Raw genomic sequence first — 25137 nt, 5'->3', positions numbered from 1 at the left:
ATTAATGAACAGATATAAGAACTTTTTAGCGGTCACAATTTTTTTAATCACGCTATCTGCTATTGCGCAGCAATCACAAAATGAAACCAAAGTTTATAAAAAACGTGTATTAGAATCTACAGAAGTAGATTTTCTAACTAGTTATTATGCTCAAGATGGGAAAAATGCTGCAGTAAGTGGTGGTATTGGCTCAGAAGAATTAACCGATGTTACAGGAACTTTTGTAGTGTCAATTCCTTTAAATGATGACGATATATTAACTATTGATGCTGGTATTTCTGCATACACTTCTGCATCTTCTAGTAATGTGAATCCTTTTGATGGCGGACAACCAGCAGACCCTTTTGTTGCTAACTCTGGAGCATCGCAAGGAGATAAGTGGCTAAATCTAAATGGATCTTACAGTCATAATTCAGATGACAGAAATAACATTTGGTCTGCAAAAATATCTTTGGCTTCAGAATATGATTATTTCTCCTTAGGCTTTGGAGGAACCTATACCAAACTTTTCAATGAAAAGAACACTGAATTAAGTATTAATGCTAATGTATATCTTGACACATGGAATGCAATTTACCCCAGCGAACTAAGACCATTCGGTATAAATGGTATCGGTTCTTTTAGAGCAAGTGAAATTACAGGTAATACCAATTACAATCCCAATTTTTCCGAATTAGATAGCGAAGGTCGTAACTCCTATTCCTTAGGCCTAGGCTTTTCACAGATTTTACATGAAAAACTACAGGGTTCATTGGCTATAGATTTTGTGCAACAACAGGGTTTACTTTCCACACCTTTTCAAAGAGTCTATTTTAGTGATGTTGCAGATTCTTTTATTGAAAACTTTCAACTTGCAGATGATATAGAAAGATTGCCTGATTCCCGTTTTAAAGTAGCACTTGGTGGTCGATTAAATTGGTATCTTAATGAGATAATTACCATTCGAACTTTTTATCGTTATTATTTTGATGATTGGGGAATTAAATCACATACAGCGAGTATAGAACTGCCTATAAAAATTACAGATAAGTTTACTTTATATCCCTCCTACAGATTCTATAACCAAAGCGATGCTGATTATTTTTATGCCTTTAATACTGCATTATCAACCCATGAATTCTATACTTCAGATTATGACCTTTCGAAGTATTCAGCAAACCAGTTTGGATTCGGTGTTTCTTACACCGATATTTTCACAAAAATGCACCTCTGGAAATACGGACTAAAAAGTATTGATTTGAAATTTTATAAATATGATAGAGATAGTACATTTAACTCAAGTATTATCACCGCAGGATTTAAATTTGTAATGGATTAATTGTTAATTCTAAATAAAACTACCTAAAGATTAATGCCCTATATAAGGATTTGACTGCTTTTTGTTTTTCTCCAAAATTTATTCAAACAACTTCTTGTATTATCACTGCTATCCTAGACCTACATCTAAGGTCATCATTACAATAAAACCACCTATAAAGCCCATTACTGCAATATCTGAATGTTTGTCTTGCTGCGTTTCTGGTATCACCTCCTCTACCACTACAAAAATCATAGCGCCTGCTGCAAAAGCTAATGCATAGGGTAATATTGGTTGAAAAGTTAAGACTGCCCATGCGCCAATGACGGCCGCAATCGGTTCTACTAAAGCTGAAGCTTGACCATATTGAAAACTTTTCCATCTACTTAAACCTTGTCTTCTTAAAGGCATGGCCACAGCAAAACCTTCTGGGAAATTTTGAAGTCCAATTCCAATTGCCAATGCCACAGCACCACCAATTGAAGCTCCTTCAAAACCAGCTGCTACACCGCCGAATAAAACACCTACCGCTAAACCCTCAGGAATATTATGCAATGTTATTGCTAAAGTTAATAAGGTTGTTTTATGCCATGGAGTTTTCATGCCTTCCGCATCAGATTCTTTAAAATTCAAATGCAAATGAGGTAATACTTTATCTAATCCGAATAGGAAAAGTGCCCCTAGAAAAAAGCCCACTGCAGCCGGAACTACTTTTACAAAACCCTCCCCCGGACTCATCTCAATACCAGGAGCTAACAGACTCCAAAAACTTGCAGCTACCATTACACCACCAGTGAAACCAAGCATGCCATCCATAACTGCTCGATTCGGATTTTTAAATAAAAATACGAGTGCAGCACCCGAAGCTGTTAACCCCCAAGTGAAAAGGGTAGCATAAAATGCCGCCAATATCGGATTTATTGATTCGAAATATTCTATTATCTCTTGCATAACTATTCTGTTATTTTTAAATATAAGTTACCAGCTATCTGGTTTGAAATATGTACTACTCTATCACCAATCTTAATATTATATGAGCCATCGAACTCCTCCCTATCCAACACAATAATAGTATCTCCCAATGCTATTTTATTTTTATCTAAGAATTTAAGAAAAGGTGGCGAAGAGTCTTTTACTCCTACACAAACGCCAATTGAACCTATTGGCAAATCGTTTAACAACTTTTTTATTGCCTTTTTAAACTCCCCATTTTTTGAAGGGATTGGATCACCATGTGGATCAACCTGAGGAAATCCTAAGTGCTTATCTAATTGATCAATAAGTTTTTCACTTTTAATGTGTTCTAACTGTTCTGCCACTTCATGAACCTCATCCCAAGAAAAATCTAGTCTTTCTACTAAAAAAACTTCCCAAAGCCGATGCTTACGAATCAACGAAAGTGCTATTCTTTGACCATATTCACTAAGACTAACCCCTTTATATGGTTTATAATTTGCGACTCCTTTCTCAGAAAGTTTCTTGACCATATCTGTTACGGAAGAAGGTTTAGTATCCACCATTTCTGCTAAGGCATTTGTAGATACCATAGTATTCTCCCCTTTTCCTAAATGATAAATAGCCTTTATATAATCTTCCTCTGAAAGTGTCATTTATTTAATCTTTGTATTTCGCGCTAAATAATAACTTGACTGACTATGTTTTAGCAATTAATTTTTAATAATGCAAAAATACATTTTTATATGTAAAAACATATTTTTAGTTTTGTCTAAATTTATTTTTATACAATTCGAAATACAATACACCTTATGAAGCAAAAAATTACATTTACTATTACATGTATATTTTGTTTACTAACATTGGTCACTTATTCTCAAAATGCTGATATAAAAGGAGTTATATCTGATGAGGATTCAACAATTCCATTTGCAAATATTTACTTAGAAAACACCGAGTATGGAACTTCTTCTGACGAAGAAGGAAAATTTGAGTTGAAAAATATTCCTATTGGTGAATACACTATTAAAGCCAAATATTTAGGATACCTGAATTATTCAAAGAAAATCAGCTTAAAAGACAATAAAAACCTATCAGTAAACATAAAACTAACTCCTTCTTCTGAGCAATTAGGAGAAACTGTTGTTACTGGAACTCTAAAAGCTGTTAGACGCTCTGAGAGTCCAGTACCTGTTGAAGTTTATAGTCCAACATTTTTGAAAAAAAACCCTACCGCTAGTATTTTCGAAGCGCTTCAAAATGTAAACGGTGTACGACCCCAAATTAATTGTAATGTTTGTAATACCGGCGATATTCACATAAATGGCTTAGAAGGGCCGTATACTTTAGTTCTCATTGATGGAATGCCAATTGTAAGTGGATTAAGTACTGTTTACGGACTTTCTGGCATCCCTAATTCATTAATCGAACAAATAGAAATTGTTAAAGGACCAGCATCAAGCTTGTACGGGAGCGAAGCAGTTGGCGGCCTAATAAACATTATCACTAAAAATGCGTTAAGCGCACCTAGGTTTGCTGCAGATGCTTTTATGACCGATTGGGGCGAATATAATTTGGATATTGGCGCAAAAATTGACGTCAGCAAAAAAACCAGCTTGCTATTAGGTGTTAACTACTTCAATTTTGATGAGACCATTGATAATAATGGTGATAATTTTACAGATTTAACTTTACAAGACCGAATCTCAATTTTTCAAAAATGGAATTTTCAAAGAGACAATAATCGCATATTTTCTCTGGCTGGAAGATTTTTTTATGAAGATAGATGGGGCGGAGAATTACAATGGACACCCTATTTTAGAGGTGGTAATGAAATTTATGGTGAAAGCATTTATACCAGAAGATGGGAGATTTTAGGTAAATATCAGTTACCAACTAAAGAGAAACTCATGTTGTCTTTCTCTTATAATGACCATGCTCAAAATTCAGTTTACGGTGATGTTGCATACCTGGCAGACCAGCGAATCGGGTTTACTCAGTTAACATGGGACAAGAAAATTGGCGACCACGATTTATTGACAGGTACCGCTTTGCGATACAATTACTATAATGATAATACCACTGCAACAGCGGTAGCAGATGAAATAGTACTGCCCAGTCTTTTTATTCAAGACGAAATTGATTTTTCTAAGCAGCATTCACTTTTACTCGGAATGCGATATGATTATGACAAGAGACATGGCAATATCTGGACACCAAGAGCGGCCTATCGATTTAAAATAAATGACAACGATATTCTAAGAATTAATGCTGGAACTGGTTTTCGTGTCGTTAATTTGTTCACAGAAGAGCATGCTGCACTTACAGGCGCTCGTGATGTAATTGTCACAGAAGCTTTGGAACCTGAGCAATCTTTTAATATCAATTTAAATTACCTTAAAAAAATCTATTCAAGCAATGGTATTTATGCTAATATCGATGCCTCTTTATTTTATACAAATTTTAGCAACGCCATATTACCAGATTACGATACGAACCCCAATCAAATAATATACGACAACTTAGATGGCACTTCTGTTTCACAAGGATTTAGCTTAAATGTTGATGTAAATTTCCCATCCGGTCTAAAACTTTTACTTGGTGGAACTTTACAAGATGTAAGTCAAACTGAAAATGGAATTACTAGTCGCCAAATACTAACCGAATCTTACACAGGTACTTGGAATATTGGATACGATTTTAGAAAAATCGACTTAAGTATTGATTATACCGGAAATATATATGGGCCTATGCGATTGCCCACACTAGGTGAAAACGACCCAAGAAAAGATTATTCTCCAACGTGGAGCATACAAAACATTCAATTTACATATAAAGGCATTAAAAATTTTGAACTATATGGCGGCGTAAAAAATCTCTTAGATTGGACTCCTAACAAAGGCAATCCATTTATCATTGCGCGGGCTCATGATCCTTTTGATAAAGATGTAACTTTCGACACTAATGGAGATGTGGTAGCTACTGCAAATAACCCAAATTCCTTAACTTTTGACCCCTCATATGTTTATGGACCAAATCAAGGAATCCGAACTTTTTTCGGGCTACGCTATAGCCTAAATTAAACTTTACGCCGCATTAAATTTTCACCAAATTCTTTGAGAAGTTCTTTCTTCTCTTCTGATATAGGTAAGTTAGCAAGAACATCAAAAGCCTTTTGAGTATAACTTTCTATTTCTTTCTGAATTGCTGGTACCGCACCTGTTTCAATAAAGATATTCTTCGTTAATTCAATTTTGTCCTTTGAACTTTCTGCTTGTAATGAAAACAAATCATGAAGTTCTTTTTGTTCTTTGGAAGTACCCAACTCTAAGGACTTTAAATACAAAAAGGTTTTTTTATTCTCTATAATATCACCGCCAACTTGTTTGCCAAAAGTTTTCGGATCACCAAAAGCGTCTAAATAATCATCCTGTAACTGAAAAGCAATACCAAGATTTCGCCCAAATTCATAAATACTTTCTTGCGATTTTTGAGAAGCATGTGCTATTATTCCTCCCATTTTTAAAGCCGCAGCAACCAGAACTGCGGTTTTATATTCAATCATTCTTAGATATTCTGGAATAGTAACATCATCTCGCGTCTCAAAATCAATATCATATTGCTGTCCTTCACATACTTCTAATGCAGTTTTACTAAACAACTGAGCTAATTGTCTAAAGATCTCGCCTTCGTAATTCTCAAATAATTGATATGCATTAATAAGCATGGCGTCTCCAGAAAGGATTCCTGTATTAATATCCCACTTTTCATGAACCGTAGTTTTACCACGACGGAGTGGAGCGTCATCCATAATATCATCATGAACTAATGAAAAATTATGAAATACCTCTATCGCCAAAGCCGCATCTAATGCTTTACTATAATCTGTATCGAAAATCTCTGCAGACATAAGTGTTAATACTGGTCGCAGTCGTTTTCCTCCTAAACTTAAAATATAAGTTATTGGTTCATACAGGTTAACAGGCTCCTTAGTCTTTACCTTCTTCTCTAAATAATTTACGAATACCGTACGATAAGAATCAATGGATTGCATGCAGAAATTTTGGTTAAAAATACATTCATTTTAATAAAGAACAGTCCTAAAGACGTAACCATAACAGATTTTTAAAAAAAATACCATTAAAAATGCAATAGCTTTGGAAAGTTTCGTCTTTACTATTGAAGCCACAGCAAACTGCTTTTGAATGCCAACTAATTCAGAAAATCAAAAAAACCTAAAATCATTCTTCGATGATGAATATCATGCGCTCAAATTGTATGCTAAATCTCGAATTGATGATACGGCCGACCGTGATGCTGGGGATATAGTACAAGATGTGGCTCTAAAGCTTTTTTCACGCGCAGATAGTTTATCTCCTATTGATAATATAGCTGGGTTTGTTTACAACTCTATTCGCAATAAGGTTATTGATATAATGCGAAAGAAAAAAAATGTAATAAGTCTTGAACAAGATATGGAAAATCGTCTTTTAGAATTTTCAGTGTTACTCTATAAAAATTCCGCAAACGATTATTCAGAAGCAATGTTTATTGAGTTAAAAAGAGCAATAGGAAATCTAAAACCAGTTTATAGAAATATAATCATAGCGATAGATTTTGAAGGATATACGTATAACGAATTATCAAGCAAAATGAATATTCCGCTAGGTACTCTAATGTCGCGACGACATAGGGCATTATCAATATTATTAAAAGAATTAGGGCCTAAAAAACAAAATATAAATTAAAACGTACAATTATGGAAGAGTATATAGAACATCGAGTTAAAGGAAAAGCAGAGAAATTTTTTCGTGGATTTTTCAAAGTGATATTTATGATTATCGCCGCAATCGCCTTCTTATTATTGTTTGGCTATGGTTTTATGCTATTATGGAACTGGCTAATGCCTGATGTATTCGGATTACCGATTTTATCATATTGGAAGGCAGTTGGAATTTTAGTAATGGCAAAACTATTATTCGGAAACTTTGAAGGCAAAGGCCATAATAAGAGTAAATCAAAATCACATAAATTATCTAAACGCACAAAATGGGACAATTGTAAAAGTGATTTCTCTAAATGGGAGTTTTACGATGCCTTCTGGAAAGAAGAGGGAGAAAATTCATTTAACAACTATGTCAAGCGAAATCAAGAAGAAAAACAATGATAATTGTCATAAGACGATGTTAAAAAAACGTAAAACTTTGGAAACTTTTATTGTTTTTAAAGTTTCCTAACGTATTTTTGCAAACTCTTATGAAGGAAAAAATTTTAAATAAAGCTACTGACATGTTTTTGAACCTCGGGTTCAAAAGTGTTACCATGGATGACCTTGCCAATGAAATGGGTATCTCTAAAAAGACTATCTATTCTCATTTTGCAAATAAAACCAATTTAATTACTGAAAGTACTTCTTGTCTTTTTTGTAACATTTCTCAGGGTATTGACGACATATGTTCGACAAATAAAAATCCTATAGAAGAACTTTACGAAATAAAGAAATTCGTAATGATGCATTTAAAAAATGAGAAATCATCCCCGCAATATCAATTACAAAAATATTATCCAAAAATACACGAATCATTAAAACTTAGACAATATGATGTAATGAAAGAATGTGTTGTTCTGAATATCAAAAAAGGTATTGAACAGCATATCTATCGTGAAAATTTAAATATTGAATTTGTAGCAAAAATATATTTTACTGGTGTTATTGGCATTAAAGATCAAAAGATGTTTCCAACGGATAAGTTTCCAATAACAGAATTAATGGACGACTATTTAGAATATCATTTAAGAGGTATTGTCACTCCCAAAGGCAGAAAAATTTTAAACACAATCATCAATTCAAATCAAGAATAATGAGAAATCATTTAATACTTTTAGCAACCTTTTTAGCTGTAACTATTGGTTATTCCCAAGATGTAACAGAAACATCAAATTTCACTTTAGAAGAAGCCATAGCTTTTGCCTTAGAGAATAATTATAGTGCCATAAATGCCAATAGAGATATTGAAGACGCACAAAAACAAAAATGGGAAACTATTGCTTCTGGTTTACCACAAATTAACGCAGGAGTAAGTTATCAAAATCAGCTAAAGCAACCTGTAACTGTTATACCTGCTGAATTTTTTGGAGGCGAAACAGGTACATACGCCGAAGTAATTTTTTCGCAACCACAAAGCGCTACTGCAACAGCCACTTTAACACAACAAATTTTTGACGGTTCTTACATCGTTGGTGTGCAAGCAACAAAAGCATTTTTAAGCTATAGTCAAAACAATAAAGAAAAAACGGATCAAGATGTACGCAAAGCAGTAACTGAAGCCTACGGCAATGTTCTTCTTGCGACAGAAAGCGTTACTATTTTTGAAAAAAATAAAGAAGCCTTAGAGAAAAACCTTTACGAAACCGAAAAGCTTTATGAAAATGGATTGGGTGAAGAAGAAAGTGTTGAACAATTACAGATAACATTATCATCTGTTGACAATCAGCTAAAAAATGCCATACGTTTAAAAAGTATAACCTTACAAATGCTCAATGTTGTAATGGGAATTGCCATTGATGCTCCAACTAAATTATCTGAAAATTTAGACGATTTAGCTCAAAAACAAATCGTGCCAGAGCTAACAGAGGAAGATTTTAATATTGAGAACAATGTGGATTATAAAATGGCACTCAATCTAAATGAACAACGTTTTTACGAGCTTAAACTTGCTAAAAGTAGAGCGCTACCTACACTTAATGCTTTCGTAAATTATGGAACTGCTGCCTATGCCGATAATTTTGACTTTTTTAAAAGTGAACAACAATGGTTCAATTCTTCAATATTAGGGCTCGATTTAAACATTCCTATATTTAGTTCTTTTAAAAGATCAGCTAGCACCGCCAGAGCTAAAATAGCATTAGAGAAAGCAAAAACTCAACTTTCAGAGGCGGAAGAACAAATTAGATTGCAATTAGAAAACTCTAAAAGCGAATATATTTTAGCTATTGAAGAATACGATACAGCTAAAAACAATCTTGATTTGGCAGAGCGTATTGAAAACAAAAATCAAATAAAATACACCGAAGGTTTAGCTAGTAGTTTTGAATTACGCCAGGCTCAAATTCAATTATATGATGCTCAACAAGGTTATCTGCAATCAATGGTAGAAGTCATCAACAAGAAAACAAACCTAGAAACTATTATCAACAACTAATGCTTTTTTCAAAAAAACATCAATCTATAAACAACCATAAAATGAGAAACATAATATTTTTTCTTATCATCACAACCCTGTTGGCCGCCTGCGGAGGCAATCAAACAACATCTATTGATGATGTTCTTGCAAACGGAAACTTAGAAGCCTTAAGAGCTAAGAAATCCGAATTTTCAGCGGAACATCAACAACTGGAAGACCAAATAAAATTGTTGGATTCTGTTATTGCAACAAAATCTGGACAAGAGAAATTACCACTTGTAACCACAATTAAAATTACAGCACAAGATTTCAAGCACTTTCTTGAACTACAAGGAAATGTAAAAACAAAACAAAACGTCTTAATATACCCAGAGATGTCCGGTACATTACAACGCGTTTATGTTAAGGATGGTCAACGAGTTCGCAAAGGACAAGTACTAGCAACGATAGACGATGGCGGTATGAGCAGTCAATTATCACAATTAAAGACACAAACAGAATTAGCTAAAACAACCTTTGAAAGACAAAAGAGTTTGTGGGATCAAAAAATCGGATCCGAAATACAATACTTACAGGCTAAAGCACAATATGAAGCTAATGAAAGCGCCGTTAAACAAGCCGAAAGTCAATTAGGCAAATCAACGATTCGCGCCCCATTTTCAGGAATTATTGACGATGTAATTAAAGACCAAGGAACAGTTGTTGCTCCTGGCCCTGGATCGGAAGTCTTTAGAATAGTAAATTTATCTGACATGTTTATTGAAGCTGATGTACCCGAAACCTACTTAGGTGGAATTACTACGGGTAAAGAGGCCTTGGTATATTTTCCAGTATTAGGTGATACCATTCAAACAAAAGTGCGACAAACCGGAAATTTCATTAACCCAAGTAATCGTGCTTTTACAGTAGAAATTCCAGTGCCAAATAAAAAAGGAAATATTAAACCCAATCTAACTGCTAAAGTTAGCATAAACGATTACTCTAAGGATAATGCGATTATAATACCACAAAGTATTATTTCTGAAAACGCAGAAGGCGAGCAATACGTTTACGTAGCTACGCAACCAGATGCGGATAACAAAAGCAATGTTACGAGAAAGATTATCGTTACCGGCAAAACCCAAGGAAGTTTGGTTGAAGTGCTGTCTGGAGTTATAGATGGAGATCAACTGGTAAAAGAAGGTGCGCGAAGTGTTAAAGATGGTCAGAATGTTGAAATATTAAAAACCGGCACGAATGGACAGTAAACAGCAAAAAAATGCCGATAAGGAATTTGGCTTATCGTCTTGGGCGATAGACAACCCTTCGGTTGTATATGTAATGATTGCTATATTTCTTTGGTTGGGCTTTCAATCGTATCAAGCAATGCCACGTGAAGATTTTCCTGAAATAATTGAAACCAAGGTTTATGTAAGTACTCCTTACCCAGGAAACACGGCCGAAGATGTAGAAAGACTTATTACCGACCCTTTAGAAGACAAACTAAAGAACATTAGTAATGTTGTGAAAATAACTTCTACCTCACAAGAAGATTATTCAATTATTACCATCGAGTTTGATGAAAAACTAACTATTGATCAAGCCAAACAAAAGGTAAAGGATGAAGTAGATAGTGAAAAGGCAAGTGAGGATTGGCCTACTTTTAACAATGCCAAATTAGAACCTAAAGTTTTTGATTTAAACCTTTCTGAATCGTTCCCAATAATGAACGTGAATTTTACAGGAGATTATCCTGTAGAGAAACTGAAAGAGTTTGCAGAGTATATGCAAGATGAAATTGAAGACCTTCAAGAAATTAAGGAAGTTGGTATTCGCGGAGCTCAAGACAAGGAGGTAGAAATTGCTGTAGATGTATATAAAATGATGGCTGCGAAAGTAAGTTTTCAAGATATTATTGGTGCAGTTTCTAATGGCAATACCACAATGTCGGCCGGTAATCTTAAATCGGGTGATCAACGTAGAACTATTCGAATATTAGGGGAAATTGAAGACCCTAAAGAACTGGACAATTTTGTTGTTAAATCTGAAAATGGTGCGGTATACTTAAAAGATCTGGCCACGGTAACATTTACTGAAAAAGAAAAAACAACATTTGCTCGTGAATACGGGGAAAGTGTTGTTATGCTTGACATAAAAAAGCGTTCTGGTAGTAATATGATTGAAGCCACTACAAAAATTAGAGAACTTGTAAAACAGGCGCAAGAAAATTACTTTCCAAAAGATTTAAATATTACAATTGCTAATGATTCTTCGGGCAGAACCTTGAATCAAGTTGATGACCTAGTAAACAATATCATTTTTGGTATTATTCTAGTGGTAACTGTTTTAATGTTCTTCTTAGGATTTAGAAATGCGCTCTTCGTTGGCTTTGCCATTCCCATGTCTATGTTTATGTCATTTATGGTGCTTTCCTTATTAGGATATACGCTTAACACAATGATTCTTTTTGGAATGATAATGGGGCTTGGTATGCTTGTAGATAACGGCATTGTTGTTGTTGAAAATGTATACCGATTAATGAGTGAAGGCATGTCACGTACCGAAGCTGCTAAAAAAGGTATTGGAGAAATTGCTTTCCCAATTATTATTTCAACTTTAACAACTGTTGCTGCTTTTGTACCCCTAGGTTTATGGCCTGGTATTTTTGGCCAGTTCATGAAATATTTCCCAATTACATTATCGGTAGTATTAGGGTCATCACTTTTTGTTGCCATTTTTATGAACTCGATGTTAGTATCCCAGTTTATGGATATCAACGAAAAAGATTTAACTAAAAAACAACTTATACGCATCAGCATAATCTTAGGTGGTTTTGGTTTGTTTATATTCTTAGTTGGTGGTACCATGAGAGGTTTAGGCACGGTTATGCTAGTTACCGCTTCTCAATTTTGGGTATACAAATATGCCATTAAAAAATGGGCTACCAGATTCCAAAACAGAACTATGGTTCGTTTTGAAAATTGGTACGAAAGAAGAATTAAACACGCTTTAAGAGGCGGAAACGTCTATTGGTATTTCGGAATTACATTTATGATGCTAATTGCCGTATTTATGCTTTTTGGAATGTCTCTTGGAAGTGGCAGAACAAAAGTGGAGTTCTTTCCCGACAATAAGCCAAATGAAATATATGCCTATATAGAATATCCACAAGGTACTTCTATTGAAAAAACCAATGAACTTACGAAAGCTATAGAAAAAAGAGTATATGGTGTAGCTAACAATTCGAAATACACTGATGGTGACCACAATTATTTAGTAGAATCTGCTGTATCTCAAGTTGGTGAAGGCGCTGGAAACCCACAGACTGATGGAGGTTCTACGGCAGAAATGCCACACCGGGGAAAAGTAACCGTGTCTATGCGAGAATATAAATATCGTAATGGCAGAGATACAGAACAATTGCGAGGTGAAATACAAGAAGCACTTACAGGAATATACCCTGGAGTAGGTATTTCTGTTGAAAAAGAAGCTAATGGTCCCCCAGCTGGGTACCCAATTAATATTGAATTGCAAGGTAAAGATTATACCGAACTTATTAGTGCTGCTGAAGATATTCGAAACTTTATCAATACTAAAAACATTGCTGGTATTGAAGAATTGAAGATTGATGTAAATAAAGGCAAACCTTCAATGCAAGTTGTTGTAGACCGAGAAAAAGCAGGTGAACTTGGAGTTTCTGTTGGTCAAGTAGGACAACAATTAAGACGTTCTTTATTTGGAGAAAAGGCTGGCATATACAAAGTAGATGGCGAAGATTATGACATTAATGTTCGTTTTGATGAGAATATTAGATATGATAAAAGTGCGCTCTTTAATCAAAATATAATTTTTAGAGATCCAGCATCTGGCCAGATTAAAGAGGTGCCTGTTTCCGCGGTTGCATCACAGAAAAACTCATCTGGTTTTAGTGCTATCAAACATAAAAATAAAAAGAGGGTCGTGACCGTTTATTCCCAATTGAAACCTGGATTTAGCGATGCCGGTGCCATAGTTGCCGAAATACAGAAAGAAATGGAAGATTATAAGAACCTTCCTTCCGATGTTAAACTTGATTTTACAGGCCAAATTGAAGAGCAAAACAAACAGATGGTTTTCTTGGTAGGTGCCTTTTTTGGTGGCTTGGCATTAATCATGCTCATATTAATCTTTCAATTTGGAGGTATTTCCAAACCATTAATTATAATGATTGCTATTTTCTTGAGCTTTATTGGTGTTTTTGGCGGTCTAATGATTACCGGTTGGTCTTTCGTAATTATGATGACCATGATGGGTATTATATCTCTTGCTGGTATTGTGGTGAACAACGGTGTTGTGCTCCTAGATTATACCCAAATTCTAATTGACCGTAAAAAGATGAATTTAAATTTAACCGATGACGATTTACTATCTAAAAGTCAGGTTACGGAGATTATTATTAAAAGTGGAAAGGCAAGATTGCGACCAGTTATTTTAACTGCTATTACTACAGTTTTAGGATTGATTCCGCTAGCTATTGGATTGAATATTGATTTCTTTTCATTGTTCTCAGAATTTGACCCGAAAATATATATGGGTGGAGACAACGTAATTTTCTGGGGACCACTTGCATGGACAGTGATTTTCGGATTAATCGTGGCTACATTCTTAACATTAATCATTGTACCAGTATTATTCAATATTATATATCGAATAAAGATTTGGTTAAAAAGTAAAAGAAAAGTGTCTGCAGAAAAATCAGAAGTTATTGAGCAAGTAGCTTAATTAAAAATAAATACTAGAGTATTAAGCCTTGAATTAATTTTCAGGGCTTTTTTTGATTTGCTAATTATTTGTTGTCGCAATAATCTTTTTAGGTGCTATTAAATTAAAGACAATGGAACTTAAAATAAGACCTATTAAAAATCCGGCACAAAGTATAACAATACGTTCACCAAAATCTCTGTAGTCTTCGAAATAATCTCGCACAAAATAGACAAGTACAGTAATTACAAATACCATAAGCCAATAACCCAAAATATTCTTAACAGCTGTTTTATTTACTATTTTAACCATTGGCATTTGCAACACAAAGCGCCAGATAGCAAATGCACCTAGTAAACTAAAACCATATTGTAAGATACTATAAACAGGTATTTGATAGATCTCTTCATTAAAAAATGCCATTCTAGTAACAAAAAAACCATCAAAATGCGTGAATGAATCCCAGAATAAATGACTAATATTTCCAACTAATATTGAAAGAGCAACTTTAAAAAAGTTAGCTTTTAAATAAGAAATCCAATCAAAGTCAATAAAACTTTCAAACCTTTTTCTAAAAAACAAAGGCAGGTTCAATATCATTTGATTGCGAACAACTAGATGATATATTGTAATAAACAGTAGTGCAATCGGAATATTTAACCAAAACATACCCCAAACCGAATGCCCATGAGGTCCGTTCGCCTCAAATCTTAGAAAAAATTCAAAATCTGGCACCATACTTCCCATAATTAACCCTGAAACAGAAAAAATATGTTTCTTTAAAAGAGGAAGTATTATGGCGGGATGCGAAGCTGTAAAAGGCATAAATAAATTCTAGTATTAGCTACAAAGATGTACTTAAAACTATTTTTAATTGCTAATATTCGTTGAAAATCTTACTAGCTCAACGATTAATCTCAAATTATATTTTAAGAATTCTCTTACTTCTAACAATAGTAATAAATTAAATACTTTCGATTTTACCTTTTCTACCCAATAATAATTGAAATACCTTTTAACAGTAGCGTATATCGGCAATTATTAAGTCAAATCAATAGTACAGTAATAAATACTTCTTAAATTTGCGTCTTTAAATTTATCTAATGTACAGAAGTCATACTTGCGGCGAATTACGAGATTCACATATAAACAATGAAGTAACTTTATCTGGTTGGGTTCACAAAACCAGAGATAAAGGTTTTGTAACATGGGTAGATTTACGAGATCGCTATGGTATTACACAATTGGTTTTTGATGAAGACCGAACTTCAAGTACCCTTATAGCACAAGCTCGTGAATTAGGTCGTGAATTTGTAGTACAAGTAAAAGGAAAAGTAATTGAAAGAGCTTCAAAAAATCCAAATTTACCTACTGGAAATATAGAAGTTCTCGTTGAAGAACTTATTGTTTTAAACGAATCTAAAACACCTCCATTTACAATAGAAAACGAAACTGATGGCGGAGAAGACCTTCGCATGAAATATCGTTATTTAGATATTCGAAGAAATCCTGTAAAGAACAACCTCATCTTTCGTAGTAAGGTTTCAATGGCTGTTAGAAAATATCTTTCAGACGAAGGGTTTATAGAAGTTGAAACTCCGTATTTAATAAAATCTACTCCTGAAGGAGCACGTGACTTTGTAGTACCAAGTCGCATGAATGAAGGTCAGTTTTACGCCTTACCACAATCGCCACAGACTTTTAAACAATTATTAATGGTTGGTGGCTTAGATAAGTATTTTCAGATAGTTAAATGCTTTAGAGATGAAGATTTACGTGCCGACAGACAACCTGAGTTTACGCAAATAGATTGTGAAATGGCTTATGTTGAGCAGGAAGATATTTTGAATGCTTTTGAAGGTTTGACAAAATATTTACTGAAAGATGTTAAAGGTGCTGAGATAGATTCTTTCCCAAGAATGACCTTTGATCATGCTATGAAAAAATATGGCAACGATAAACCGGATATTCGTTTCGGAATGGAATTTGGCGAGTTAAATAAAGTTGCACAACACAAAGATTTTAACGTATTCAATTCTGCAGAATTAGTAGTAGGTATAGCCGTACCTGGCGGAAATAGTTATACAAGAAAAGAAATTGATAAATTAACTGACTGGGTTAAACGACCACAAGTTGGCGCTTTGGGCATGGTCTACTGTCGTTGTAATGAGGATGGAACTTTTAAATCTTCAGTAGATAAATTTTATGACCAGGAAGATTTGGCAAAATGGGCTAAAGTAACTGGTGCTAATGCAGGAGACTTGATCTGCGTACTTTCTGGAGATACAACTAAAGTAAGAGCACAATTAAGTGCCTTACGAATGGAACTAGCTGAAAGACTTGGTTTACGAAACCCTGAAGTTTTTGCACCTTTATGGGTTATTGATTTTCCATTATTAGAACTTGATGAAGAAACGGGACATTATCACGCAATGCACCACCCTTTTACTTCTCCAAAACCAGGACAATTAGAATTACTAGATACCGACCCTGCTGCTGTGCGCGCAAATGCCTATGATTTAGTTCTCAACGGAAACGAAATTGGCGGTGGATCTATCCGAATTCACGATAAAGAGACACAAGCCACGATGTTTAAGCATCTTGGTTTCACTCCTGAAGAAGCAAAAGCACAATTCGGATTTCTTATGGATGCCTTTCAATATGGTGCACCACCACATGGTGGAATCGCTTTTGGCTTAGATAGATTAGTTGCTATTTTAGGAGGTCAAGAAACTATTCGTGATTTCATCGCCTTCCCTAAAAACAATAGCGGTCGCGATGTAATGATAGATGCCCCGGCAACTATTGATGATGCGCAATTGAAAGAATTGAATTTAAAAGTGGAGTTATAGACATTTGGCATAAGGCATTCCATTTCAGCTACAATTGAAAAAGCTAAAATCTTGGCAATATTTTATTTAGTAATAATTCTTCATGAGAATTAGATACCTTTGGCACGTATAAATGGCCTACACCAATGCCTACCAAAATAAATTCACTGATTAAACGTGCCCTAAAATGGCGGTACAAAAACATATCACATAAGTCTTTTGTGTATATTATGAGTGTTGTTGTAGGCTTGTTTGCTGGTTTAGCTTCTGTAACACTAAAAAACGTCACTTATTTTATAGAATCCTTTCTTTCTAAGGGGATTCTAATTTCCAATAGCCTCTATTTTATTCTACCCATTATCGGACTATTTTTGGTTTTCTTATACGTCAAATTTGTACATAAAGAAAAACTACAGAGTGCCATATCATCAATACTATTTTCGCTGTCCAAAAAGAAGGGTGTTATAGCACCCAAACAAATTTACACACAGCTTTTAGCGGCACCTTTAACTGTTGGTTTTGGAGGATCTGTAGGTCTACTAGGCCCTGCTGTCGCTTCCGGGGCAGCCATAAGTTCTAATTTAGGAAGAGCATTTAGAATCAATGCAAAAACAAGATCCTTATTAATAGCCTGTGCCTCAACTGGTGCAATTTCATCAATTTTTCAATCTCCTATCGCGGCTATTATTTTTGCCGTTGAAGTCTTTAGTTTAGATCTCACCATGCTTTCTGTATTACCCCTTTTATTGGCTTCTATATCAGGAGTACTTACATCATACTTCTTTATGGGTAATGAAGTACTCTTCAAATTTTCATTAATTCAAAGTTTTGAAATAAAAGACACTCTTTTTTACATTCTTTTAGGTGCTGGTACTGCTGTTGCTTCAATATATTTTACGCGAATGTATTTTGGGATTATTAAACTGTTCGAACCATTAAAAAGTCCGAAATACAAATTATTGGTAGGAGGCCTTGCTATAGGAATCATGCTTTATTTCATTCCACCACTGTATGGGGAAGGCTTTGGTTTTATAAATGAATTATTAGATGGAAATCACTCCGCCGCTCTAGGCAAAACTCCCTTTGACAAGTATATTGATAATATTTGGGTAGTAATTGCGCTTTTAATCGGTATTACAATATTTAAGGCCGTCGCAATGACAACTACGTTAGCCGCCGGAGGTGTTGGAGGTATTTTTATTCCGACATTGGTAATGGGAAGTGCACTAGGAAACGTAATGGCCAAGGTTATAAATAATTCTGGACTTGGCTTCGCGGTTTCTGAAAGTAATTTTACCCTTATCGGAATGGCTGGCCTAATAGCTGGAGTACTACACGCTCCGCTAACTTCAATTTTCTTAATTGCCGAAATTACTGGGGGATACGAGCTTTTTGTACCCTTAATGATTACCGCATCAATTTCGTACTTAGGTAAAAAGCAAGTATTAGAACACACTATCTACACACGTGAATTAGCTGAACAAGGGGCATTACTAACACATGACAAAGATGAAAATGTGCTTAATGTTATGCAACTCGACGATGTAATCGAACAAAATTTTAAAGTAGTCACGCCCAACATGTTGCTGGAGGAAATGTTACACAAGTCTGTTTCGAAATCAACCAGAAACATTTTTCCTGTAGTCGACGAATATAAAAGACTTGTTGGTATCGTCTTACTTGATGATATTCGGGAATTTATGTTCGACCTTACATTATACAAAACCACAATAGTTGCTGCTTTTATGCATGATCCACCAGCTGTAATTATTTATGAAAAGCACTCTATGCACACTGTAATGCAATTATTTCAGGATAGTGGTGCTTGGAATCTTCCTGTAATAAAGGAAGGAGCTTATTATGGATTTATTTCAAAATCAAAATTGCTTACAGCTTATAGAAAAGAACTTCTTAATTTTACGAGCTAAATTTGATAGCGCGTAAATAATTAAAATTGTAATAATCTTAATACAATGAGGTATTTTATTCTCTTGCTTGTAGTTGTTTCCTTTGGGTTAATCGGATATGGATTTTCGTTAGATTCCTCTCTACAAGACCTAGCTAATAAATATATCGGGTCAGGAACGCTTCTTATCTTCTTGGTTGCTATGCCTCTATTTTTATACAAAGAAAGCAAAAACAAAAACTTTAAAGATTACATGCTAACTGATGAAAGCGTTAGACGCATGCAAGGCAAAGAACCTAAAAAACCAAAAGACTCTTAGTTTCTATTTCTTTTTTTAATAAAAAACTCTTTCAGCAAAGCTGATGCTTCTTGTTCTAGAATTCCACCTTTAATTTCTGTTTTAGGATGCAATTTAGCTCCAATAGCTTCACAACCACGTTCTACATCTTTAGCTCCGAAAACAATTTTAGAAATCTGACTCCAATACAATGCGCCAGCACACATTTGACATGGCTCTAAGGTTACATATAGCGTGCAATCATTAAGATATTTTCCACCTAAAAAATTAGCTGCAGCTGTAATTGCTTGCATTTCTGCATGCGCTGTAACATCATTTAATTGTTCAGTTAAATTATGTGCTCTAGCAATTATTCTATCTTTTACTACAATCACTGCTCCAACAGGCACTTCGCCTTTTTCAAAAGCAGCTTCTGCCTCTTGCAAGGCCTTTTTCATAAAATACGTGTCGTCGTAAGGTAAAATCATAGGTGCTAAAATACAATTCTACTTCATATCTATTAGTGTATGATAAAAAAGAATAAATGTAAAAACCCCACTTTTTATGCAGGGTTTTTTATATAAAATTATTTAAAATGAAGAATTGACTTTGGTTTTCTAATTAAATACAATTTTTTTATACAACGGAATTTTTAATCCCACATATACATCTGCATTTTTACTATTATCAGAGATTAAATTAGTGAAGACAGAGCCTGATCCCAATGTTAATGGACCCATTCTTAAACCAAGACCCCATGCTAAATCTCCATATTGACGCAATCCTATTGGTGAATAAACACTCAACCATTTAGACTCCCATCTTGGTGCCAAGGTTACGGTATTAATAATATTATTAGAAATACCATTACCAGTCTTTCGCATAGAAAGAGAAGTATGCATTCCAACATACCACTTATGACCAACATAGTAATCTGCCATAATTTGCATTGCCGTAGGCAGTTGTATTTTTTGATCACCAGTTGTAGTAGTACCAGTATAATTGTCTTCTAAAACTTCATCTAAATCTTTAGTTTCAAATTCTAGTGCATTTACATTTCCATTAGCATCATATTCTGTGCGTTCCGTATTTTTATAATTTATACTGCCAACATCAGTAATGGCAAGTGCTACTTTAAATTTGTATTGTTGCGGAATTGTACCTTGTACACTTTCATCAATCATTCTTTTTCTATATTCATAGACCAAGCCTAAATCTAATCCAAAACCACTCTGAAGGTCGCTAAATTCTGGAGAATCACTTTCGAAGCCAGGAGTGTTACCATATGCAATAGAGCCCTGAGTTGATAAGAAATTGGTAGTACCATTAAAATTTCCATTTAACTCTGGAGAATCGACAAAAAGACCACCAGCACCCATTAAATATTTAAGAGTTACACCGCCCTTTATAAATTGATCTTTTGTTTTTAAAATCTCGCGACCATAAGTCAAACCTATTTCTGAATACACATGAATTGTTGAACTTAGATTATTTGAGTCGAAATTAAAATCATTGCCTATTTCAAAACCATCTGATATTCGTTCATACAAGTTACCGTCTATATTGTTTAAGTTAAAAAGACCTCTTACTCTAGTAGTTAAAGCAAGACTTTGCTTATCTCCTACATTAAGCATAAAGGATGGACCTAACACATCTACATTACCGAAAAAATGATTATTTGCTAACGGATATCGTTCAGCATCGGAATCGAAATCGAATTCACCATAAGAAATTAAATCAGATATAGACATTCCTATAAAATCACTTCCAACAAAACCGCTGGCAGATGCTATATTTATATCACTACTAAAAGGCGAATCAAAAACATTAGCTGGATTAACAATTACCCCATGAACACCGGCATAATTATCCATAACATTACCTATATAACTTTGAGCACTTAATCCTGAATGATAAAATGAACTCACTAGGGTTAAACCAAACAGGTAAAAAGCATTTTTAAATTTTACTCGAATCATAGTCACAAATTAATTAGCACTAAACTTTATTTTGTTAGGCTATTTAACGTGTAAATAGTATTAAAATTATATTTTCAAAGTAAGAATTTACCTACTTTATAAGTGTGGTTTAAATAAAAAACCTCTGTTTAAAAAAGAGTCTTTCTTAAATACGATAATTGAAATTAGAATATTTGATTTTGATTACAATAGTTGATTATTTCGGAAGAAGAATTAAATTGTAATTTCGAAAGTATGTTCTTTCGATGGGTTGCTGTGGTATGAATACTAATATTTAATCTAGAAGATATTTCTTTGGTGGAAAGTCCTTTTGCCAATAAACGCACTACATCGAATTCACGATTAGTTAAACAATCTATTAAAAGTGTCTCAGAATAATTTTTATAATACAGTGTTTCATACTCATTATTGACGTTTAATTTTTTACATACCCCAACCATAGGTTGCTTCTTATAGTTTCCAGTTAAAGTATTCTGTGAATAACCTAATATTGGTTTACCTTGCTCGTCAAAGAATAAGGGCGTCTGATGTACTTGAATATTCTCATATTTACCGTCGGCACTTTTAAGTCTATAATTCCAGTAATACACACAATTAATTCGATCCGCACGCTCAACATGATTCATAGTATGTTGCATGAGATCATTTAATATATTCATCCAACTGGGAATATCTTCAGGATGAATCTTAGAAAAATGAAATGCCATCCCTTGCTCCATAGCATCCTGTTTATTGTACCCCAAAAGCTTTTCATAATTCTCACAAACAAATTCAAAAGACTGATTTACAGTATCCTGAACCATAATAAAAGACTGCAGTCTAGGAAGATATTGATCTAATTCTTCCAACTTCTCAATGTGCTTTTTTAAAACTGCTTTTTCTACTTTATGTTCCGTACTAAAAATATCTGAATAAAAATCTAAATTCATAACTCTTACAAATAAAGTCGACTAAGCTATGCCCAGCCGCGAGGTATTAATATATCTACAGGTTGCAATTACATAAGTATTCTCTATACTACTAAGGCAGGAAGTTAGATTTGAGGGATAAATCATTGATGCAAAATAAATATTTATACATTGCTATTATATACCCTCTACAGGGTATATTTAAAGTATCCCATTTTTCTTACAAAATAAAATCAGCTCCTTAACATGACTTATTCCTGCTTTTTTAAAAATTTTCTTACGGTGTGTTGCTACCGTGTGTTTACTTATAAATAATTTTTCAGCAATTTGCTTAGTTGTATTTTCATCATTTATAAGTGCTATTATCTCTTTTTCGCGATTGGTAAAATAATCTTGATACACAGAATAAACTATATCCTTAAAAGCCAGAAGATCTAATTTGTTCGCTTCAAAACTCCACTCAACACAATCATTACTATCCATAAATGAAATATCAGTTAATAATGAAAAATTACTGACCATTTTACCTTCGCTATTCAATTCAAAAGAGGAAGATTCTCGCAATACTTTTATATAAGTTCCATCCTTCTTTCGCAACCTAAAAGTGAGGAACAAATGAGCCGGACCATCGCTTAAATCTACAGCAACAGCGTGCCTAATTACCTCTTGTACGATATTCATAACTAAATCACGATCGTCTGGATGTATATATTGAATTAAATCTTCAGTTTTAAATTCATCTAAACCATATCCCGTTAGATTTTTAAGCCCCTTTTCAAAAACATTTCCACCATCATACCAGCATGCCACATATAAACACTGTTTACTGTTAAGTGGAAAATTATTTAAATGCTCGTATGACTTCCTATCGCATTCATTTTTAGAAACAATACTTTTGATTTCTTTTCTAAAAATTCGCATTTCTGCTCTATAATCTTGTTTCATTACAAATTTTTATAATGCTTTATAGGATTTGAATATTTTATGTGTTCGGATTGGGGTATAATTAATGAGGTAAACCTTATAATTTATTTAAAATTGACTTTATATAAATCAACTCCAATTAAGGCATTATTCTTGATAAGAAATTGTAGTAAATATCAAATTTTGTGAAAGGAATTCACCGTTTATATTTCGGCAAAGATGATTGTGTCGAGGGAATATCATAATAATAGTATTGGTTTGGTCTTTCAATTTAACAAAAAGTGCTCAAAATCAAAAACATATGCAGACTTATGAGTTGAAATACATAATTAACAAGTTATTTAACAGTGCAATTGATAATACCCATTAAATTTGTACTTCTTAAATGGCTTTACTCACACAAATAAACTCCCCTAAAGACCTTCGTAAATTAGAAATTAACGAGCTAGCTGAACTTGCCCAAGAACTTCGTGAGTTTATTATCGATATTGTTGCGACTAAAGAAGGACATTTAGGTGCAAGTTTAGGCGTAGTAGAATTAACAATAGCCCTACACTATGTTTATAATACCCCAATTGATAATCTTATATGGGATGTTGGACATCAAGCATATGGGCACAAATTATTAACAGGCAGAAAAGAAATTTTTGACACCAATCGCCAATTAAACGGCATTAGTGGATTTCCAAAACGTAGCGAAAGTGAATATGACAGCTTCGGAACAGGTCATAGCTCAACTTCAATTTCCGCCATACTAGGTATGGCTATTGCCTCAAAACTACAAGGTGACACGAATCGAAATCATATTGCTGTTATTGGTGACGCCTCTATTGCCAGTGGAATGGCATTCGAAGGTTTAAACCATGCAGGCGTTACAAAGGCCAATATTCTTGTTATTTTAAATGATAACGCAATCGGTATCGACCCAAGTGTTGGAGCTTTAAAAAAATATCTCACCAATGTAAAAAAGGGCATTGCCAAAGATGAAAACATTTTTGAATGTTTAAATTTTAATTATTCTGGACCTATTGATGGTCATGACTTGAATGCCCTACTAAAAGAATTTGATCGACTTAAATCTATTCCTGGCCCTAAACTTTTACACGTTATTACCACTAAAGGAAAAGGTTTAAAAAAGGCTGAAGAAAATCAGGTTACATACCACGCCCCAGGAAAATTCAATAAAAAGACTGGTGAATTAGCACCTAAATCCACTGAAAATCTCCCTCCAAAATATCAAGATGTGTTCGGACATACTTTAGTCGAACTTGCCGAAAAAAATAAAAAAATTATTGGTATAACTCCTGCTATGCCTACCGGAAGCTCTATGAAGTACATGATGCAAGCGATACCCAATCGAGCATTTGATGTTGGCATTGCGGAACAGCATGCAGTTACTTTAGCGGCTGGAATGGCCACAGAAGGACTTATTCCTTTTTGTAATATTTATTCAACATTCTTACAACGTGCTTATGATCAAGTTATACACGATGTTGCCATACAAAACCTTCCGGTTATATTTTGTTTAGATAGAGCAGGATTTGTTGGTGAAGATGGTGCCACCCACCACGGAATTTATGACATTGCATACTTGCGCTGTATACCCAACCTTATTATTTTTACGCCAATTAATGAAGAAGAGCTACGAAATATGATGTATACAGCTCAAAGAGGTTTAAAAAATCCAATTGCTATTCGGTATCCTAGAGGTAGCGGAACAATGCAAGAATGGAAAACTCCTTTTAAATCAATAACCATTGGCGAATCTATAGAATTAAAAAAAGGTTCAGACATTGCTATCCTAACATTTGGCCCTATTGGCAATAACATAACTAAAATAATTTCTGAATTAGCAAATAACCAAACCATTGGCCACTACGATATGCGTTTTGCTAAACCCTTAGACACATCTTTGCTTAAAAAGGTATTTAATGATTACAGGTATATAATAACAGTTGAAGATGGCTGCAAAATTGGTGGTTTTGGCACGGCAATTCTTGAATTTGCAAATAGTAATGATTATAAAAATACATTGAAAATCTTCGGAATAGAAGATATATTCTTTGAACATGGCACTACCAAAGAGTTGTATAATCTTGCCAAAATAGACAATACAACGATTAAAATATATCTACAAAATTTAATAGAGACACTATAA

At 34.1% G+C, this 25137-nt stretch carries 19 protein-coding genes; 11 read left to right on the top strand and 8 right to left on the bottom strand.

Features of this window, described 5'->3' with window-relative positions:
• The first annotated feature begins 4 nt into the window (after window positions 1–4).
• The gene (locus tag UH7x_RS08675) at window positions 5–1318 is read left to right on the top strand and encodes a DUF3570 domain-containing protein (protein ID WP_482363593.1); all 1314 of its coding nucleotides are present in this window, start codon (window positions 5–7) and stop codon (window positions 1316–1318) included.
• Between the two features lie 108 nt (window positions 1319–1426).
• Here UH7x_RS08675 and UH7x_RS08670 read toward each other — a convergent pair whose 3' ends face one another.
• Both UH7x_RS08670 and UH7x_RS08665 read right to left on the bottom strand, forming a co-directional pair.
• Window positions 1427–2248 (bottom strand): ZIP family metal transporter, encoded by an 822-nt coding sequence (locus UH7x_RS08670; RefSeq protein ID WP_482363331.1) that lies wholly within the window; start codon window positions 2246–2248, stop codon window positions 1427–1429.
• A gap of 2 nt (window positions 2249–2250) precedes the next feature.
• Entirely contained in the window at window positions 2251–2907 is a 657-nt protein-coding gene (locus UH7x_RS08665) for a metal-dependent transcriptional regulator (RefSeq protein ID WP_482363330.1), read from the bottom strand.
• A 156-nt stretch (window positions 2908–3063) separates the two neighbouring features.
• On the opposite strand from UH7x_RS08665, the gene UH7x_RS08660 reads away from it, so the two are divergent.
• Complete coding sequence (locus tag UH7x_RS08660; RefSeq protein WP_482363329.1) at window positions 3064–5334, top strand: TonB-dependent receptor; 2271 nt, start codon at window positions 3064–3066, stop codon at window positions 5332–5334.
• Here the strand turns inward: UH7x_RS08660 and UH7x_RS08655 are convergent.
• Window positions 5331–6305, bottom strand: a complete 975-nt coding sequence (locus UH7x_RS08655) for a polyprenyl synthetase family protein (protein ID WP_482363328.1) — start codon at window positions 6303–6305, stop codon at window positions 5331–5333. The genes UH7x_RS08660 and UH7x_RS08655 overlap by 4 nt on opposite strands.
• Before the next feature lie 151 nt (window positions 6306–6456).
• On the opposite strand from UH7x_RS08655, the gene UH7x_RS08650 reads away from it, so the two are divergent.
• The 6 genes from UH7x_RS08650 (at window position 6457) to UH7x_RS08625 (ending at window position 14175) form a co-directional block, all read left to right on the top strand.
• Window positions 6457–6999: an RNA polymerase sigma factor gene (locus tag UH7x_RS08650; RefSeq protein WP_482363327.1), complete on the top strand. Its 543-nt coding sequence runs from the start codon at window positions 6457–6459 to the stop codon at window positions 6997–6999.
• A gap of 11 nt (window positions 7000–7010) precedes the next feature.
• Window positions 7011–7418 (top strand): hypothetical protein, encoded by a 408-nt coding sequence (locus UH7x_RS08645; RefSeq protein ID WP_482363326.1) that lies wholly within the window; start codon window positions 7011–7013, stop codon window positions 7416–7418.
• 89 nt (window positions 7419–7507) lie between these two features.
• Entirely contained in the window at window positions 7508–8113 is a 606-nt protein-coding gene (locus UH7x_RS08640; protein ID WP_482363325.1) for a TetR/AcrR family transcriptional regulator, read from the top strand.
• A complete protein-coding gene (locus tag UH7x_RS08635) occupies window positions 8113–9453 on the top strand; it encodes a TolC family protein (protein WP_482363324.1) in 1341 nt (446 codons plus the stop codon). The genes UH7x_RS08640 and UH7x_RS08635 overlap by 1 nt, the downstream gene beginning before the upstream one ends.
• 41 nt (window positions 9454–9494) lie before the next feature.
• Window positions 9495–10682 carry an efflux RND transporter periplasmic adaptor subunit gene (locus UH7x_RS08630; RefSeq protein ID WP_482363323.1) on the top strand — a complete coding sequence of 396 codons (1188 nt, stop codon included), beginning with the start codon at window positions 9495–9497 and terminating at the stop codon, window positions 10680–10682.
• The gene (locus UH7x_RS08625; protein WP_482363322.1) at window positions 10672–14175 is read left to right on the top strand and encodes an efflux RND transporter permease subunit; all 3504 of its coding nucleotides are present in this window, start codon (window positions 10672–10674) and stop codon (window positions 14173–14175) included. Before UH7x_RS08630 ends, UH7x_RS08625 begins: the two co-directional genes overlap by 11 nt.
• A gap of 60 nt (window positions 14176–14235) precedes the next feature.
• Here the strand turns inward: UH7x_RS08625 and UH7x_RS08620 are convergent, their stop codons facing one another.
• Window positions 14236–14979, bottom strand: a complete 744-nt coding sequence (locus UH7x_RS08620; RefSeq protein ID WP_482363321.1) for a DUF4184 family protein — start codon at window positions 14977–14979, stop codon at window positions 14236–14238.
• A gap of 278 nt (window positions 14980–15257) precedes the next feature.
• Here UH7x_RS08620 and aspS point away from each other — a divergent pair, with 278 nt between their 5' ends.
• Complete coding sequence (gene aspS / locus UH7x_RS08615) at window positions 15258–17006, top strand: aspartate--tRNA ligase (RefSeq protein ID WP_482363320.1); 1749 nt, start codon at window positions 15258–15260, stop codon at window positions 17004–17006.
• 125 nt (window positions 17007–17131) lie between these two features.
• Window positions 17132–18913, top strand: a complete 1782-nt coding sequence (locus tag UH7x_RS08610; RefSeq protein ID WP_482363319.1) for a chloride channel protein — start codon at window positions 17132–17134, stop codon at window positions 18911–18913.
• A gap of 293 nt (window positions 18914–19206) precedes the next feature.
• Here UH7x_RS08610 and UH7x_RS08605 read toward each other — a convergent pair whose 3' ends face one another.
• From UH7x_RS08605 to UH7x_RS08590, 4 genes are all read right to left on the bottom strand, one after another.
• The gene (locus tag UH7x_RS08605) at window positions 19207–19656 is read right to left on the bottom strand and encodes a nucleoside deaminase (RefSeq protein WP_482363318.1); all 450 of its coding nucleotides are present in this window, start codon (window positions 19654–19656) and stop codon (window positions 19207–19209) included.
• A gap of 129 nt (window positions 19657–19785) precedes the next feature.
• Complete coding sequence (locus UH7x_RS08600) at window positions 19786–21147, bottom strand: DUF5723 family protein (protein WP_482363317.1); 1362 nt, start codon at window positions 21145–21147, stop codon at window positions 19786–19788.
• A gap of 164 nt (window positions 21148–21311) precedes the next feature.
• Window positions 21312–22076: a LuxR C-terminal-related transcriptional regulator gene (locus UH7x_RS08595; RefSeq protein WP_482363316.1), complete on the bottom strand. Its 765-nt coding sequence runs from the start codon at window positions 22074–22076 to the stop codon at window positions 21312–21314.
• Between the two features lie 180 nt (window positions 22077–22256).
• A complete protein-coding gene (locus UH7x_RS08590; RefSeq protein ID WP_482363315.1) occupies window positions 22257–23000 on the bottom strand; it encodes a helix-turn-helix transcriptional regulator in 744 nt (247 codons plus the stop codon).
• A gap of 364 nt (window positions 23001–23364) precedes the next feature.
• On the opposite strand from UH7x_RS08590, the gene dxs reads away from it, so the two are divergent.
• A complete protein-coding gene (gene dxs / locus UH7x_RS08585; protein ID WP_482363314.1) occupies window positions 23365–25137 on the top strand; it encodes a 1-deoxy-D-xylulose-5-phosphate synthase in 1773 nt (590 codons plus the stop codon).

The organism is Aurantibacter sp. UH7 (assembly GCF_056839165.1).
The sequence above is the reverse complement of the archived record's forward strand: the minus strand, read 5'-3'. Positions and strand labels throughout refer to the sequence as shown.